This window comes from Actinoallomurus sp. NBC_01490, from assembly GCF_036227085.1.
Lineage (GTDB): Bacteria > Actinomycetota > Actinomycetes > Streptosporangiales > Streptosporangiaceae > Actinoallomurus > Actinoallomurus oryzae.
Map to the genome: position 1 here is coordinate 2,092,219 of NZ_CP109433.1, position 16,383 is coordinate 2,108,601.

Here is a 16,383-nt window from a genome sequence, read left to right on the forward strand (position 1 = left end):
GGAGGTCAGGGTGAGGGCATGACCACCGCAACGGACAACAAGATCGTCCTGATCACCGGTGCCAACAAGGGCATCGGATTCGCCGCCGCACGTGAGATCGCCCGCGCCGGGCACACGGTCCTGCTCGGCGCCCGGGACCCCGGCCGGGGTACGGAGGCCGCCGCCGACCTGGCCGCCCAGGGCCTCGACGTACGGTTCGTCCGTCTGGACGTGACCGACCCCGAAACGATCAAGGCGGCGACCGACCTGATCGACACCGAGTACGGCCGCCTGGACATCCTCGTCAACAACGCCGGAATCTCCCGCGACCGGCCGCACCCGCCGACCGAGCTGCCGGTGACGGCGCTGCGCGAGACCTACGAGACGAACGTGTTCGGCGTCGTCGCGGTGACCAACGCCATGCTGCCGCTCCTGCGCAGGTCGCCGGCCGGCCACATCGGCAACGTCTCCAGCGGGCTGGGCACCGTCGACTTTCTCAGCACCCCGGACTCGCCGCTGTGGCGGTACGCCAACCTGCTCGGCTACAACTCCTCCAAGGCCGCGCTCAACGCGATCACCCTCATCTACGCCAACTCGCTCCGCGACGCCGGGATCAGGGTCAACGCGCTGTCTCCCGGCTTCTGCGCGACCGACCTGAACGGCCACTCCGGGCCGCTGACCGCCGCCGAGGGCGGGGCCCACATCGCCCGCCAGGTCCTGTCGCCCGACGAGAGGACCACGGGCGTATTCCTCAACGAGAACGGCGGCACGTACCCCTGGTGAGGAGCGATCACCCGACGCGCGGGGTCGGGCGGCCTCGAACGGCGGATTTCGGCGGCACCCGCCATTCGCCCAGCTCGGGGGCGTACCCGGCGTTCAGTGCGTACCGAACGCTGACGATCTTCGCCGCCCTGGGTACGGCGAAGACGATGTAGCCGCTCCGGACCTGCCCCTGCGTCAGGCTCATCACGCGGGGGAAGCCCGGTCCCGCCGACACCGTCGCGACGGTCGGGTCGTATCCGTGCCCGGCCGAGTCGATCACCTTCGCGCCGAAGGTCGGGCTGTCGTGGTACGGCGCCGCCCCCATGTTCTTGAACACGAACCGCACGGCGGCGAACCGCTCACCCTTGCGGGGCTTCTCGAACGCGCCGCGTCCGATGGCCGTGGAGACGACGTTCTTGACCTTCACGGCCATCCGCAGCGTGCCGGTGCCGCTCGCGCCGTTCACGCCGGTGAGGACGACGGCGTCCCCGACGTTCACCCGGCGCACGCGTGGCCGGGAATCGCTGGGCTGGGGATTCTTGGCCGTCTCGGCGGCGGACCCGCACCCGCCGACCAGCACCGCGAACCCCGCGGCGAGAACCAGCCTCCGCACGTCCCTGGTCCTCCAACGCCGACCCGACCCTCCAGAACCGGATGATCATGATAGGCGCGCGGACGGCCCGAAACGACCGATACGGCCGGGCTGGGTCTCAGACGGCCGTGGCGAGGCGGCGCAGGGCGAGTTCGGCGAGCAGCGCCGACCCGTCGGGCAGCACCGCGTCGTCGAAGACCGCCGTCGTGGCGTGGTTGAACGGCGCCGTGCTCGGGTCGCGGTCGGGCGGGCACGCGCCGAGGAAGACGAAGGCCCCCGGCACCTCCTCCAGGACGTAGGAGAAGTCCTCCGCCGTGGTCATCGGGTTCGGCACCCAGACGAAGCGCTCCGGCCCGTACAGGTCCGCGACCACACCGGCCGCGAACTCCGTCTCGGCCGCGTCGTTGACCGTCACCGGGTAGCCCATCTCGTGGTCGAGTTCGGCGGTGAGCCCGTGGGCGGCCGCGATGCCGCCGATCAGCTCCCGTACGCCCTCGGTGACGCGGGCGCGGGCCGCGGGGGAGAAGGACCGGATGGTCAGGCCGAGCTGCGCCTCGTCGGGAATGATGTTGGGAGCCGTGCCCGCGTTGATGCTGCCGACCGTGATCACGACCGGGTCGAACGCGTCGAACCTGCGGGTCGCGAACGTCTGCAGCGCCGTCACGATCTCGCTCGCGGCCGGGATCGGGTCCTTCGCCAGGTGGGGCTGGGACCCGTGGCCGCCCGCGCCGCGTACGGTCACGCGCATCTGGTCGGCGGCGGCCATCAGCGGGCCGCGCCGGGTGACGAACGTCCCGGCCGGCATGATCGACGAGGTCACGTGCAGCCCGTACGCCGCGACGGGCCGCGCTCCGGCCGCGTCCAGCAGGCCCTCCTCGATCATGATCTTCGCGCCGCCGTTGCCCTCCTCGCCGGGCTGGAACATGAAGACGACGCTGCCCGTGAACGACCGCTCGGCGAGCAGCCGGGCCGCGCCGGCCAGCATCGCGGTGTGCAGGTCGTGCCCGCAGGCGTGCATCCGGCCCGGGATCTGCGAGGCGTACGGCACGCCGGAGCGCTCGGTGAGCGGCAGCGCGTCCATGTCGCCGCGCAGCAGCACGACCGGGCCGGGCGACGAGCCGCGCAGCACCGCGGTCACCGAGGACAGCGCCGTCCCGGTCGTGATCTCCAGCGGCAGCCCCTCCAGGGCGGCGAGCACCTTCTCCTGAGTGCGCGGCAGGTCGAGCCCCAGCTCGGGTTCGCGGTGCAGGTCACGGCGGAGGCGTACGAGGTCGTCGTGGAGGTCGCCGGCGGCGGCACGCAAAGAGGACATGAATCCTCAGAGTACGCGGCGCCCCCCATCAAGGTCATCACGCTTGACCCGGAAGTCGATCACACCGCCGAGGTCGGCGCGGCCCAGCGTCGTGCGCAGGCGGGTCATCGCGTCGTCGCGGATGCGCCACGCGAGTTCGCCGAGGTCGGCGTCCGCGTCGCACATCACCCGGACCCGCATCGCGGGCCGCCGGGCGCTGCCGGACAGCCGCGGGCGCACCCGCCGCACCCCGGGGTAGGAGGTCACGTCGGCCGCGATGGCGCGGATCGCCACGCGCGCCGCCAGGCGGGTCGCCCCCGCGCGGGCGTCGCCCATCGCGAGCCGCCGCAGCGTGCGGCACCGCCACTGCGCGGCCAGCCACACGCTGCCCAGCATCGCGACGGCCAGGGAGCCGCCGGCGACGGCGGGCCAGAACCAGGGATGCGCCGCCACCCACCGTGACGTCGCGGCGGTGACGAGCGGACGGCCCGCCCGCACCAACCCGGCGGCCAGTGTCGCGCCGCCGCCGCCCAGGAGCACCAGGCCGGTCAGCGCCAGCCAGACGCGGTTGAACATCCGATCAGTCCTTACGCTCGGAGACGCGTACCGCCACCTCGGGCACGCGTACGGGGTCGAGCTCCTCCAGCCGGTCGCGTACGGCGTCGGCCACCTGTTCGCCGAGGTTCCCGTGGTCGGTGAACCCGGTGACCGCGCGGATCTCCGCCCGTGGCCGCAGCCGCCCCCGCAGGCGTACGGTCGCGGCGTCCACGCCGGGCACGCCCAGCACGCTGGCGTGCAGGTCCGCGCGCAACGACGCGCGGCGCAGGCCCATGACGAACCTCGGGTCGTCGCCGGCCAGCGGCGCCGTGCCCGTACGGCCGGGCAGCACCGCGGCCAGCACGAACAGCAGCCCGGCCAGCGTCAGGCCGCCACCGGCGGCGGCGACGGCCGGGTCGTCCCAGGTCAGCCGCGTGAGCCGCGCGGTGAGCTCCGGACGCAGGACCGGGTGGCCGAACCGGCGGGAGATGACGTGGATGGCGACGGACGCCCCGGCGGCGGTCAGCAGCGAGGCGGCCAGGCTCGCCGACAGCACCCGTCGCGGGCGGAACGCGCGCACCGCCGCGCGGCAGGCACGGGAGCGGTCGTTCGTCTGGTCACCTCGATCACGCACCGTGGCATTGAACCACGCTGCGTGATGCGAGGTCGCGGACGACAGGTCAGCGGAGCACCACGGTCCGGTCGGCGTTGATCAGTACGCGGTGCTCGGCGTGCCAGCGGACCGCGCGGGCCAGCGCCAGGCACTCCATGTCGCGGCCGACCGCCATGAGCTCCTCCGGCCCGTGCGTGTGGTCGACGCGGGCGACCTCCTGCTCGATGATCGGCCCCTCGTCCAGGTGCGGGGTCACGTAGTGCGCGGTGGCGCCGATGAGCTTCACCCCGCGTTCGTGGGCCTGGTGGTACGGCTTGGCGCCCTTGAAGCTCGGCAGGAAGGAGTGGTGGATGTTGATGATCCGGCCGGGCAGCTTCGCGCACAGGTCGTCGGACAGGATCTGCATGTAGCGCGCGAGGACGACGAGGTCGGCTCCGTAGTGCTCGACCAGCGCGAGGATCTCCGCCTCCTGTGCCGCGCGGTTGTCCGCGGTGACCGGCAGGTGGTGGTAGTCGATGCCGTACGACTGGGTCAGCGGCCGCATGTCGGGGTGGTTGGAGGCGACCGCGACGACGTCGATGCCGAGCAGGCCGGAGCGGTGGCGGTAGAGCAGGTCGTTGAGGCAGTGACCGTGCTTGGAGACCAGGATCAGCACCCGGGTGCGCCGCGCGAGGTCGTGCAGGCGCCAGTCGAGGCCGAACTCGGGGGCCAGGGCGGCGAACGCCTCGGTGAGCGCGTCGCCCAGGCCGTCCGGCGCGTCGAACTGCGTGCGCAGGAAGAACCGGCCGGTGCCCCGGTCGCCGAACTGCTGGCTCTCCACGATGTTGCAGTCGCGCTCGGCCAGCACGCCGGACACCGCGGCCACGATGCCCGGCCGGTCGGGGCAGGACAGCGTGAGCACGTACTGTGTCATGCCCCGAGCTTACGGCGAACGCCGCACTTCAGCGGCCCCGAGCGTCGTGGCGCGCCGTCGCCCGGCCGCTGTGCCGCCCTGGCGGAGCGTCGGTGCCGGCCGATACGGGTCACGTGGCGGGCAAGGTTAGACATGCGCCGTATCTCTCTCCACCACCGGGGCGCCCGGCTCGTCGGAGAGACGATTCTCGAACTGACCGGTGACTGGGACTACGACGCGGTGGGCGGGTTGACCTTCGGCGTCGACCCCGTGGCCTGCGCGGTGCTGCATGCGGCCGAAGGGCGGGGGCGGAGGCTGGACGGCTTCTCGGTGCGCAAGAGCCCCAAGCTGCACGGTCTGCAGCGACGGATCGAGGGTCCCTCCGTCGAGGGCAGGCGGGTACTCGTCGTCGACGACACCACCACGACCGGACGCAGTCCCCTCGCCGCGGTGCGGGCGCTCCGCGAGGCCGGTGTCGAGGTGGCCGGGGTCGCCTCGGTGGTCGACCGGGGCGCGTCGGAGAACTTCACCGAGACCGGGCTCGACTACCGATTCGTCTTCTCGCTCGAGGACCTGGGCCTCGAGCGAGCGCCACGTCCGGGGTCGCGGACACCGGTCGTGAGACCGCGACCGTACGCCACGCTCCGGCGGCCGCGACGCCCAGCAGCGCGGCGAGCAGCACGGTCACCTGGGTGAGCCCCTGGGCTGAGGTCCGCGCGCCCAGATAGACGCCGCCCAGCGTCGCGATGGCCAGGACGTTCGCGAGCAGCGTGCCCGTGTTGGTCAGCGCCGACACCGCGGACGCGCGCGCCGGGCCGGCCGTGGCGGCGAGCCGCTCGACGAGCGGGCTGAAGCCCGCCGCGTGACCCGCCCCGGCCACCACCAGCAGCGGGATCGCGAGCGGGGACCAGCCGTGCCGCACCGCCACGGCGACGAGCGGGGCCGCCACGGCGAACACCAGCAGCCCGGCGACCGGCAGGCGGCCGTGCGCCGGCAGGCGAGGCCAGGACAGCCCGGCGGCCGCGAAGCCGACGGTGTAGGGCAGGAAGGCCAGACCCGCGGCCAGCGGCGACAGGGCCAGGCCGCTCTGCAGGTGGAGGGCGAGGGCGAAGATCAGGCCCGCGTAGGCGCCCATCACGGCGCACGCCGCGAACAGCCCCGGCGCGACACCCGGCGCGCGCAGTACGCCGAGGTCCAGCAGCGGGCTCGCCGCGCGTCGCTCGTGCCACGCGAAGACGGCCAGGCCCGCGCATCCGGCGGCCAGGCACACCCAGGTCCACGGCGGCAGGCCCTCTTCCCGGCCGAACACCAGCGGCACCACCACGGCCGTCATCGCGGTGGACAGGATCAGCACCCCGGGGACGTCGAGCCGCGACCGTACCCGCTCCCGCCCACCCGGCAGCGACCCGCCGACGGCGATCAGCACCGCGCCGACGGGCACGTTGAGCAGGAACACCGGGCGCCAGCCCGCCGCGCTCACGATGACGCCGCCGGCGATCTGCCCGATCGCCACTCCCAGCGCGAGCACCATCGAGTACAGGCCGAGGGCCCGTGCCCGGGCCGGCCCGGAGAAGCCGAGCTGGATGAGGGACAGCACCTGCGGCAGCACGAGCGCCGCCGAGCCGCCCTGCGCGAACCGCGCCGCCACGAGCGCCGGGCCGTCCGGTGCGAGCCCGCAGGCCAGCGAGGCGGCGGTGAACCCGGCGAGGCCGCGGCGGAACACCCGGCGGTGCCCGTACAGGTCGCCGAGCCTCGCCCCGGTGACCACGAGCACCGCCATGGCGAGGATGTAGCCGCCGGTGACCAGCTGCAGCAGCGCTCCCGAGGCGTGCAGTCCGGCGCGGATGTGCGGCAGCGCGACGGTGACGATCGATCCGTCCATCGACACCATGACCTGCCCGGTCAGCAGAACGACAAGTGACCCGCGACGCATGCGCCCTCCCAAGACGACCTCGGGCAGTCTGCGCGTTCGTGGCGGGCGGTGGCTTGACGATTCTTGCTCTCTCGCGCCTTGGCCGCTCGCGCGGGGAAATGGCGGCGGGCGTCACTAGGGTTACGGTGTGCTGTCCAGGGTTTCGCTCGCCGACGGACCGGATTTCTCGGTCGCGGCGGTCCGTTGCGCGGGGCACCGGCACGGCTGGTCGCCGCCCGAGCCGGCCGGGCGGCATCAGGTGGTGCTCGTACGCTCCGGGCGGTTCCGGCTGCGTTCGGAGGGGCGTGACGCTCTCGCCGACCCCACCGCCGGCTACCTCCAGGTGCCCGGCGACGTGGCGAGCTTCGCCCACCCGGCCGGGGGCGACGTCTGCACCGCGGTGACGTTCTCACCGGCCCTGTGGCGGTCGGTGGCCGGCGACGACCGGCGGCGGCCGGCCTCGGCGCCGGTGTACCTCGACGGGCGGCTCCAGCTCGCGCACCGGCGGCTGCTGCGCGCCGCTCCCGACGCCGCGTTCGGCATGGCCGAGCAGCTCGTCGGCCTGCTCGACGGGCTGCTGCGGGTGCCCGGGAGCCCCGCCCCGCACCGCGTGGGCACGCGGGCGCTGGCCGACGACGCGCGTGAGGCGCTGCTGGCGGACCATCCCGAGGCCGGCGGGCTGATCCCGCTGGCCCGGCTGCTCGGCGTGTCGCCCAGCCACCTGAGCCGGGTGTTCCAGCGCGAGACGGGCACGAGCCTCACCCGCTACCGCAACCGGATCCGCGTGACCCGCGCGCTCGACCGCATCGAACAGGGCGCGGGCCACCTCGCCGGCATCGCCGCCGACCTCGGCTTCGCCGACCAGGCTCACCTCTGCCGTGCCGTACGCGCCGAGCTCGGCCGCACCCCCACCGAGGTCCGGCGCCTGCTCGGTGCGTAATCGGCCATTCACCGGCACACTCCGAAATTTTGCTCAAAAATGGCACCCCGATTCTTGTAGAGGTTGTCGCTAGCGCTAACACGGAGCGTGTGCCGAAGGCCGTAAATCGTTACTGAATGTCGCAGGACCGGTTTTTGTAAGTCACCTGTCAGTTTCCGCAAGACCTCCAGTCATAACGTGACGGCCACATGCGGACGGTGATCATAGTCAAGCCTTGAGTCAATATCGGCTTGTTCAGTGACCCCTATCGGGTCTCGATCCCCCCCGCTGAGGAAGGCTTGCATGCCCCAACCCCCCGGGACGCGGCGTACCCGCCGCGTGTCTGTCCTCGCCGCGGCCGATCCCGCGGCGAGGCGACTGAGCGCCTTGCTGCTGGCGCTCGCCGTCGCGGTGGCCACGGTGATCGCCGTACCCGCCGCAGCCAGCGCGTCCACCAAGACACCCGTTCCCCGTTCCAAGGCCACCAGTCCGACCTCGGCCGGCCAGCACCCGACCCACAACGTCTGCGCCGAGCCCGAGAAGGCCGGTCAGGCGTCCTGTCTGTCCGTGGTCCGTGACGACGTGATCGGGCCCAAGGGTGTCCAGCCGGCCGACGCGCCCGCCGGCTTCGGCCCGGCGGACCTGCTCAGCGCCTACAACCTGCCCTCGGGCGGGGCGGGCCAGACGGTCGCCATCGTCGACGCGTTCGACGACCCGAGCGCGGAGAGCGACCTGGCGGTCTACCGGCAGCAGTACGGCCTGCCGCCGTGCACGACGGCGAACGGCTGCTTCAAGAAGATCGACCAGCGTGGCGGGACGAGCTATCCGCCGCCCGACGCCGGTTGGTCCGGGGAGATCTCGCTGGACGTCGACATGGTCAGCGCGATCTGCCCGAGCTGCGACATCCTCCTCGTCGAGGCGGACGACAACTACATGGACAACCTCGGCGCGGCCGTGAACCAGGCCGTCGCCCAGGGCGCCAAGTACGTCTCCAACAGCTACGGCGGCGGCGAGGGATCCGACGAGACCCAGTACGATGACTCCTTCTTCCACCACCCCGGCGTCGCCATCACCGCCAGCACCGGCGACGACGGGTACGGGACCAGCTACCCGGCCGTGTCCCCGTACGTCACGGCGGTCGGCGGCACGTCGCTCGCCAAGGACACCTCCAGCCCGCGCGGCTGGACCGAGGCGGCGTGGAGCGGGGCCGGCAGCGGCTGCTCCGCGTACGAGACCAAGCCCTCGTTCCAGACGGACTCCGGCTGCTCGCGTCGCTCGGTCGCGGACGTCTCCGCGGTGGCCGACCCGAACACCGGCGTCGCGGTCTACTACGGCGGCTGGCACGTCTACGGCGGCACCAGCGCCTCCGCCCCGATCATCGCGTCGGTCTACGCGCTCGGCGGTACGCCCGCGGCCGGATCGTCGCCCAACTCCTTCCCCTACGACCAGACCTCCGACCTCAACGACGTCACCTCGGGCAGCAACGGCAGCTGTGACCCGGCGTACCTGTGCAAGGCCGGCAGCGGCTACGACGGCCCGACCGGGCTCGGCACGCCCAACGGCACCGGGGCGTTCCACTCCGGCCCGCGCGGCATCGTGTCCGGAACGGTCACCGACGGCACCAACGCCCTGGCGGAGGCAAAGGTCAGCGTCGGCGACACCACCACCACGACGGACGGTCAGGGCCACTATTCCCTGAGCGTTCCGGCCGGGACGTACGACGTCACCGCGAGCAAGTTCGGATACACCTCCAAGAGCGTCTCCGGCGTCGCGGTCGAGAACGGCCAGACGGTGACCGAGAACTTCGCGCTGACCGCGAAGGCGAGCGTCAACGTCACCGGCACCGTACGCGACGGCTCGGGCCACGGCTGGCCGCTGTACGCGACCGTACGGGTCAAGGGCGAACCGACGGCGGTCGCCTACACCGACCCGAAGACCGGCCGCTACAGCATCAGCGTGCCCGTCGGTGACACCTACTCGCTGCAGGTCGACGCGCTCTACCCGGGCTACACGCAGGGCGCGGCGGACGTCACGGTCGGGTCGTCGGACGTCAACAAGGACGTCGACGTCGCCGTCGACCAGACGACCTGCAGCGCGGCCGGCTACACCTACCACTACGACGGCGGCACCACGCAGTCGTTCGACGGCACCACCGCGCCGAGCGGGTGGACCGTCGACGACAAGGCCGGCAACGGTCAGACCTGGGTCTTCACCGACCCCGGCAACCGGACCAACCACACCGGAGGGTCCGGCGGTTTCGCCAACATCGACAGTGACAAGTACGGCAACGGCGGCACGCAGGACAGCTCGCTGATCAGCCCCGCCGTCGACTTCAGCGGGAAGGCCCACCCGTACCTGTCCTTCCGCACCGACTACTACGGCATCAGCTCATCGGTGGCGGAGGTCGACTACAGCGTCGACGGCGGCCAGACCTGGAGCAACGTCTGGCACCACGCCAGTGACAGCGCTCGCGGGCCGCGGACCGAGTCCGTGGACCTGTCCGCCGCGGCGAACAAGAGCGCGGTCCAGGTGCGGTTCCACTACACCGGTAAGTTCAGCTGGTGGTGGCAGGTCGACGACGTCTTCTTCGGCAGCCGCAGCTGTGACCCCACATCGGGCGGCCTGGTCGTCGGCCAGATCCTGGACAAGAACACCGGAACCGGCGTGAACGGCGCTTCGGTCACCTCGGCCGACCAGCCGTCGGAGCGGGCCACCTCGGCCGCGACGCCGGACGACCCGAACCTGGGCGACGGCTTCTACTGGCTGTACTCCTCGGCCACCGGAAGCCACAGGTTCACCGCCGCCGCGTCGAGCTACACGTCCCAGGACGCCACCGTGAACGTGGCCGCGAACTGGGCGACGGAGGGAGCCTTCTCGCTCGCCGCACCCCGGATCACGATCACTCCGAGTTCGGTCACCAAGACGGTCGCCTGGCAGGGACAGGCCGCTCAGACCGTGACCCTGAAGAACACCGGCACCGCCCCGGTCACCGCCAAGATCGGTGAGCGGACGGGCACCTACCAGCCCGCCGCGAAGGGCGCCCCGCTGCAGAAGGTGAAGGGAGACTACTCGTCCGGGCGGTTCCAGCCCGGCAAGCTGGACGCCAAGGCCAAGGCGAAGGCCGCCGCCGCGTCCGCCGCGGCGCCGTACGCGCCGCCGTGGACCACGGTCGCCGACTACCCCATGGCGCAGATGGACAACGGCGCCGCGACGATCGACGGCAAGGTCTACTCGGTCGGCGGTATCGAGGGCCTGGCCACCAGCGCCAAGGGCTACGTCTACGACCCCGGTGCCCAGGCGTGGAGCCCCATCGCGAACATGAGCACCGGTCGCGAGGCTCCCCAGGTCGCCGCGGTGGACGGCAAGCTGTACGTCTTCGGCGGCTGGTCCGACTCCGGAGACACGGTCGCCAAGACGGAGATCTACGACCCGGCCGCCAACACCTGGACGACCGGGGCCGACAATCCCAAGCCGTACGCCGGCGCGGGAGTGACCGTGGCCGACGGCAAGATCTACCTGGTCGGCGGCTGCACCGACGCCTGCGGTGAGACGGGCGTGCAGGTGTACGACCCGGCGTCGAACTCCTGGAGCTCGGCGCACGCGTACCCCGAGGCGACCGCCTGGCTCGCCTGCGGCGGCCTCGGCGACGAGGTGGTCTGCGCCGGCGGCACCGCGGGTTCGGCGTCGTCCAAGCACGCCTACGCCTACGACGCGTCGTCCGACAGCTGGAGCGCCGTCGCCGACCTGCCGATCGACCTGTGGGCGATGGGCTCGTCGACGGCCAACGGCCAGCTGCTCGTCTCGGGCGGCGTGACCAACGGCAACAGCACGCTCACCAACCAGGGCTTCGCCTACGACCCGGACGCGAACACCTGGACCGCGCTGCCCAACTCCAACAACACCCTCTACCGCGGTGCCGCCGCCTGTGGTTTCTACAAGATCGGAGGTTCGACCGGCGGCTTCAACCCGGCGAAGAACAGCGAGCAGCTGCCGGGCTACGACCAGTGTGACGCCGCGGGCGGCGACGTCCCGTGGCTGTCGGAGGACAAGTCGGAGGTGACGATCAAGGCGGGCGGTACCGCCAAGGTCAACATCTCGGTCAACGCGGACATCGACACGATCACCCAGCCGGGCACGTTCACCGCGCAGGTCACCATCGGCGCCAAGACCCCGTACGGGGGCCTGGCCGTCCCGGTGACGCTCACGGTGAACCCGCCGAAGACCTGGGGCAAGATCACCGGAACGGTGACGGGCGCCGGCTGCACCGGCACCCCGGCACCGCTGACCGGGGCGACCGTGCAGATCGACTCGTGGACGGCGAGCTACACGCTCAAGACCGACAAGAACGGTCAGTACGTGCTGTGGCTCGACACCCGCAACAACCCGCTCACCCTGATCGCGGCCAAGGACGGCTGGGCGCCGCAGACCAGGTCCGTCAAGATCGCCAAACTGGCCACGACCACGGCGAACTTCGCCCTGAAACCCGACCACACCTGCAACTGACCCGACGATGACCTGACCCAACGATGACCGTGCGGGCCGCCCCCGGGCCCGCACGGTTCCCTCTCCGCCCCCACGAGTACCGTCTGCCGTTTCCGCGACCCCTCGGGGTCCGCGAGGCCATTGGTCTCCTGTGAGCGGCACCCTCGCCTGGGGCCTCAAAGCTCTTGACCTCCTTGGCCCCGGCTTTCAGTCTCAGCGTGCTGCCTCATCCAGTTGGGGTTGAGCGATCTTGGAGCGGGCGGACCCACCGACGTTGTGGTCCCTTCTCGACGAGGGTGCCATTGACCGCTCGGCGAACGATCCCGAGGTGATGCGGAAGCAACTCGCTCGACTTTTGGAGGAGGCCACCAGCCTAATATCTCAATCCGAGCGAGGCCCCGATCGGCCGGTCTCCATGCTGGTTAGGCGGCTCGTTCAAGATCTTCTACCACGAGCTGGGTGACGTCGCCTATTCCGAAGCGCAGTTCGGTGGCAGGCTCGCGGTCTCCGCTTCTGAAGTGCGGGGCCTTGCTGTGCAGTATGACCGGATTGGTGCTCATGCACTTCCTGAGAATCAATCTCGGGAGCTGATTAAGATATACATGGAGGCCAGTGAATGACGCCAATTTACTGGTCAGAGAGCAGCCGAAACAGCGCCCAGGGTGCGGATTGCGTCGAGGCCGCGTACATCGGCGGCGAAGACGCCGAGCGGTTGGCCGAGTAAAAGAGCGATCGGCACTCATCCGGCTGGTTCGCGCATGATGCCGCATCATGCCTGCGTTGCCGTCCTCATCCGCGCAGGCGGCTCGGCTCGCCTCAACTCGGTGTGGGTTCGTCCGTAAGGGCCTTCTCCAGGCGCTGGATGTCGTAATACTGCCGGCGCGCCATGCGCTGGAGGTTCATGACGACGCGAAGAAACTGGTCCATCTCGCCGGCTCGGCTGAGGATCTCGTCGGGCACCCTCGCATCTCGCCGGCAGGCGTCCTGTCCCTGTTGGAGCAAGGCTTGTGCCCATGCCTGGGTGAGGGGCTTGAACATCGCGGGATGGTTGGCCACGATCCGGGCCCGGACGGCGAGATCGTTCTCGGCAGCCTCCACGTGAAGGCCGGTGTCCTTGTTGCGTATCCCGACCAGCGGCTCGGGAATGTGGTGAGCCTGGAATCCTCGCTCAGCGCAGCCGATCCAAAAGTCCCAGTCCTCGCCGGCTCTCATGCCCTCGTCGTAGCCGCCGACGACCTCCCATGCCTCGCGGCGGTAGAGCGAGCAGTAGAACATGATCAGCCGCTGGAGCAGCAGTTCCTTGTCGTAGGGCGGAAGGGCGAGCACCTGGGGCGGAAGGTCTTCGGCGTCGGTGAAGACGAACAGGTCGGTGGAGACGATGGTGATGCCGGGCTCGGAGTCGAGTGCCGCGGCCGTCTTCTCCAGCATGGCGGGGGCGAGCGCGTCGTCGGCGTCCAGGGGCAGGATGTAGCGGCCCATCGCGGTGGCGATGCCGGCGTTGCGTGCGGCGGAGACTCCGGCGTTGGCCTGGCGGAGCAGCCGGATGCGCTGGCCGGGATGGCGGTCGATGTAGTCCTGGGCCACCGCCGCGGAGTCATCGGTGCTGCCGTCGTCGACGATTACGATCTCCCAGTCGCCGAACGTCTGCCCGAGCACACTGTCCAGTGCCTGGGGCAGGTAGCAGCCGTAGTCGTGGCACGGGATGATCACCGAGACTTCGGGTTCGCGTCCGTCACTCATTCCTGGTCCTTCGCGTCGGGCATTGATGGTCCTTCGCTTCGGGCGTGAGTGGGGGCGGCCCTTGCTTGACGACGCACCTCTTCAGGCGATCGGTGTGGCCGGTTCGCTGAGCGAGGTCGACCAGTGGTGGGGGTGTACGACTTCGAGCCCGGGCAACGCCCAGCACGTCGTATCCATATCCTTGGCCATGGCCGCAAGCCCCTCGGTCTCCACGAGATGCTGGTAGGGGATCGGGGGAAACACCAGACCCGCACGGTGCAGGTCCGCCCGTACCAGCAGCACTGTGCCCCCGACCGAGTCGATGCGGACGAGTTCGTACGCGCCGAGCTCGTCGAGATAGGCCCTGCCGAATCCCCGCGGGGGCTGCAGGATGCCGTCGCGGAGCCACTGATTCCAGTTCAGGGCACCGGCGTCCGGCCGCAGGAGAAAGGTGTTGAGGTCGTACGTGGGCCCGCCCGGCTCGCTGACGCAGTGCGGCACGACGATGTCCTTGCGTGCCGCCAGCAGCCGTTGGATGAGGTCGGGTGGGTAGCTGGTCACGTCGACATCGATCCAGAGCACCCACTCCTCGTCCCGGAGGGCGCGCGACAGCAGATGGTTGCGGATCCGGGCCAGTGTGGACCTGCGTTCCCGCTGGACGCCGGGCTCCCAGCGCTGCCCGGGCAGGCGGACTCCGGCATGCTGGCGCACGAGCGTCAGGCGGTGGTATCGCTGCTCGAGTTCAGGCCGCGCGCGCTGGAGCACGTCCCAGGTGTCGTCTTGGCTGTCGCCCTCGAGCAGGCCAAGGGAGATCGCCTCGTGCGGATAGTCCAGGCCGCGCAGGTTGTCCAGATAACCGGGCAGGAACCCGGCCGCGTCCTTGACCGGGGTGAGCACCAGGACCGAAGGACGCTCGCGTACGGGCGGTGGATCCGGCTCGCTGATCACCCACTGCGCGCGGTGGTTCCGAAGAGCGTCGGTGTCGGTCGCGGCGCGGGGATCCGCACTCGCGCACATGCCGGTGCTCGTATTCGCACCGGCGCCCGTGTCCGTACCCGCTTCGGCCTCGGCGTCGATGAGGTCGGCAGGGGCGAGCGGAAGCCGCGCCGCCATCGTCAGGACCTGCTCGGCGTAGTCGTCGCCGCGCCACACCTGGGGCGCGGCATCGAAGATGCGTTGGAAATGGGCGGGGCCGAAGGTGTTGTCCTCGTGGCACACATAGGTGCAGAGTTCCGGTACGTCCACGGAGACGACCCGATTGCCGCTGATGATGTGAGCCGCGACGGGAGTGTCTTCACCCCGGCGCTGCGCCGGGTAGCGCGGGAGCACGTCCTTCGCGCAGACCATGGTTCCCTCCCACACGCGCACATGAGAGATGGCCAGCTCGCGGCGGGCGGGCCGCCACAGTCGCTGCCGCGCGAGGAAACATGCCTCGGCGCCGAGCGCGAGGAGGGCCGTCATCTGCACCTCGACTCGCTCCGGATCGTACAGATCGTCGTCGTCCCACTGGCACACGTACGTCCCGGTCGCGTACTCCACTGCGATATTGCGCAGCTCTCCGAGCGGTCGCCCCTCCGGGGGGAGCCGATGGAAGTGGATTCGCGCATCGCCGAGACCACGAACGTGGACTTCCAGGGCGTCGCTCGCCCCATCGTCCACCACGACCAGCTCTTTGTTCGGATAGGTCTGGGCAAGGAAACACCGGATCGCTCGCTCGGCGAAGGACGGGCGGTCCTTCGTCACCATCAGACAGGACACCGGCGGTGCCAGTGCACCGTCGGCCCAGCGGCGGCGCTGCTCGTCCAGGCCGAAGGCCCCGTCGGCGAGGGGACACAGGCCCTGACTGGCCCAGAACCTCACCCTCCGGTCCGATGAGGGCCGCGGCGCCCAGGACTCCTCCGTGGCCCAGCTCCCGGCCCCATGGTGTACGGCACAGGCATGGTCCAGATCGGCCTCACGCGGCGCGAACAGCTGGTTCGCATACGGGCTCACCTTGGGATAGAGCGATGCCGAGCCCACCACGGCGATCGAGTCGGGCTCCGGGGCGCTCTCCAACGCGCGCGTGAGGAAGAAGGGGCCCGACACATCGAGAGCGTTGGGCAGACGGTGGGTGCGGACCAGCTCCCGATGCGCGTGCGCCCAGAACGGGTGCCCCGGCCTCGACGCGATGAACGCGTTGCCCACGATGCGCCCCAGACCCCGCCGGCGTGCCGGAGGCAGGCGAGCGTGCACCGACGGCTCGCACCCGAACACAAGGTCGCGGCCGGCGAGCATCTCGTCCACGGGCCGCAGGCACTCGACATCCAGGTCGGCGTACACCCCGCCGAAGTGGTCGAGCAGGAAATACCGGATGGCATCGGCTCGCATGACCGGATTGGGGTAGCCGTCGTAGATCGGAAGAAACCACGGATAGTGCTCCTCGAGAAAGGAGCGGCTGTCCGCGTCGGTCCACAGCCGGTAGTCCCATCCCGGGTGATGCCGCTTCCACGACCTTGCCCAGTCGCGCCATCGGGAGGGTACATCCCCGTCCCTCCACGCCTGGTGGATCAGCGCCGGAATGCTTCTCGGCTCAGGCATCCGCACAGAACTCCCGATAACGTAATCGCACAATCGCGTTATGAGGTGCAACGCCGCGGACAGGAGTGTGCGGAGTCGACGGGCCGTGTAATGATCTCCGGGTCATCC

General features: G+C 70.7%; 13 protein-coding genes and 1 pseudogene. 6 read left to right on the forward strand and 8 right to left on the reverse strand.

Annotated features, from left to right (window positions below):
- Positions 1-18: 18 nt before the first annotated feature.
- Positions 19-762 (forward strand): SDR family oxidoreductase, encoded by a 744-nt coding sequence (locus OG417_RS10380; protein WP_329253258.1) that lies wholly within the window; start codon positions 19-21, stop codon positions 760-762.
- A 7-nt stretch (positions 763-769) separates the two neighbouring features.
- On the opposite strand, the gene OG417_RS10385 is transcribed toward OG417_RS10380, so the two are convergent.
- The 5 genes from OG417_RS10385 to purU all read right to left on the reverse strand — a co-directional run bounded on the left by OG417_RS10385 (position 770) and on the right by purU (position 4,687).
- Entirely contained in the window at positions 770-1,354 is a 585-nt protein-coding gene (locus OG417_RS10385) for a DUF4352 domain-containing protein (RefSeq protein WP_329253261.1), read from the reverse strand.
- Between the two features lie 97 nt (positions 1,355-1,451).
- A complete protein-coding gene (locus tag OG417_RS10390; RefSeq protein ID WP_329253264.1) occupies positions 1,452-2,645 on the reverse strand; it encodes a M20 metallopeptidase family protein in 1,194 nt (397 codons plus the stop codon).
- 6 nt (positions 2,646-2,651) lie between these two features.
- Positions 2,652-3,200, reverse strand: coding sequence for an alkaline shock response membrane anchor protein AmaP (locus tag OG417_RS10395; protein WP_329253267.1), 549 nt, complete (start codon positions 3,198-3,200; stop codon positions 2,652-2,654).
- 4 nt (positions 3,201-3,204) lie between these two features.
- Positions 3,205-3,795: a DUF6286 domain-containing protein gene (locus tag OG417_RS10400; protein WP_329253271.1), complete on the reverse strand. Its 591-nt coding sequence runs from the start codon at positions 3,793-3,795 to the stop codon at positions 3,205-3,207.
- Positions 3,796-3,841: 46 nt separating this feature from the next.
- The gene (gene purU / locus OG417_RS10405; protein WP_329253274.1) at positions 3,842-4,687 is read right to left on the reverse strand and encodes a formyltetrahydrofolate deformylase; all 846 of its coding nucleotides are present in this window, start codon (positions 4,685-4,687) and stop codon (positions 3,842-3,844) included.
- Positions 4,688-4,819: 132 nt separating this feature from the next.
- Between purU and OG417_RS10410 the strand changes: the two are divergent.
- Positions 4,820-5,242, forward strand: a pseudogene (locus OG417_RS10410) (phosphoribosyltransferase family protein); the annotation flags it as partial.
- On the opposite strand, the gene OG417_RS10415 reads toward OG417_RS10410, so the two are convergent.
- Positions 5,193-6,599, reverse strand: coding sequence for an MFS transporter (locus tag OG417_RS10415; protein ID WP_329253277.1), 1,407 nt, complete (start codon positions 6,597-6,599; stop codon positions 5,193-5,195). The pseudogene OG417_RS10410 and the gene OG417_RS10415 sit on opposite strands and share 50 nt — an antisense overlap.
- A 127-nt stretch (positions 6,600-6,726) precedes the next feature.
- Between OG417_RS10415 and OG417_RS10420 the strand changes: the two genes are divergently transcribed.
- From OG417_RS10420 to OG417_RS54265, 4 genes are all read left to right on the forward strand, one after another.
- A complete protein-coding gene (locus tag OG417_RS10420) occupies positions 6,727-7,518 on the forward strand; it encodes a helix-turn-helix transcriptional regulator (RefSeq protein WP_329253280.1) in 792 nt (263 codons plus the stop codon).
- A gap of 282 nt (positions 7,519-7,800) precedes the next feature.
- Positions 7,801-12,000 carry a carboxypeptidase regulatory-like domain-containing protein gene (locus OG417_RS10425; protein ID WP_329253283.1) on the forward strand — a complete coding sequence of 1,400 codons (4,200 nt, stop codon included), beginning with the start codon at positions 7,801-7,803 and terminating at the stop codon, positions 11,998-12,000.
- Between the two features lie 229 nt (positions 12,001-12,229).
- The gene (locus OG417_RS54260; RefSeq protein ID WP_442875672.1) at positions 12,230-12,442 is read left to right on the forward strand and encodes a Scr1 family TA system antitoxin-like transcriptional regulator; all 213 of its coding nucleotides are present in this window, start codon (positions 12,230-12,232) and stop codon (positions 12,440-12,442) included.
- On the forward strand, positions 12,381-12,599 hold the full coding sequence (locus tag OG417_RS54265; protein ID WP_442875746.1) for a Scr1 family TA system antitoxin-like transcriptional regulator: 219 nt from the start codon (positions 12,381-12,383) through the stop codon (positions 12,597-12,599). The genes OG417_RS54260 and OG417_RS54265 overlap by 62 nt, the downstream gene beginning before the upstream one ends.
- Positions 12,600-12,795: 196 nt before the next feature.
- On the opposite strand, the gene OG417_RS10430 is transcribed toward OG417_RS54265, so the two are convergent.
- Positions 12,796-13,719, reverse strand: coding sequence for a glycosyltransferase family 2 protein (locus tag OG417_RS10430; RefSeq protein ID WP_329253287.1), 924 nt, complete (start codon positions 13,717-13,719; stop codon positions 12,796-12,798).
- Between the two features lie 81 nt (positions 13,720-13,800).
- Positions 13,801-16,275 carry a glycosyltransferase gene (locus OG417_RS10435; RefSeq protein ID WP_329253292.1) on the reverse strand — a complete coding sequence of 825 codons (2,475 nt, stop codon included), beginning with the start codon at positions 16,273-16,275 and terminating at the stop codon, positions 13,801-13,803.
- Between the last annotated feature and the right edge of the window lie 108 nt (positions 16,276-16,383).

Bases quoted from the DNA above. Each gene is read 5' to 3' on its own strand.
- OG417_RS10380 (WP_329253258.1), top strand. From the start codon at position 19: ATGACCACCGCAACGGACAACAAGATCGTCCTGATCACCGGTGCCAAC.
- OG417_RS10390 (WP_329253264.1), bottom strand. From the start codon at position 2,645: ATGTCCTCTTTGCGTGCCGCCGCCGGCGACCTCCACGACGACCTCGTA.
- OG417_RS10395 (WP_329253267.1), bottom strand. From the start codon at position 3,200: ATGTTCAACCGCGTCTGGCTGGCGCTGACCGGCCTGGTGCTCCTGGGC.
- purU (WP_329253274.1), bottom strand. From the start codon at position 4,687: ATGACACAGTACGTGCTCACGCTGTCCTGCCCCGACCGGCCGGGCATC.
- OG417_RS10415 (WP_329253277.1), bottom strand. From the start codon at position 6,599: ATGCGTCGCGGGTCACTTGTCGTTCTGCTGACCGGGCAGGTCATGGTG.
- OG417_RS10425 (WP_329253283.1), top strand. From the start codon at position 7,801: ATGCCCCAACCCCCCGGGACGCGGCGTACCCGCCGCGTGTCTGTCCTC.
- OG417_RS10430 (WP_329253287.1), bottom strand. From the start codon at position 13,719: ATGAGTGACGGACGCGAACCCGAAGTCTCGGTGATCATCCCGTGCCAC.
- OG417_RS10435 (WP_329253292.1), bottom strand. From the start codon at position 16,275: ATGCCTGAGCCGAGAAGCATTCCGGCGCTGATCCACCAGGCGTGGAGG.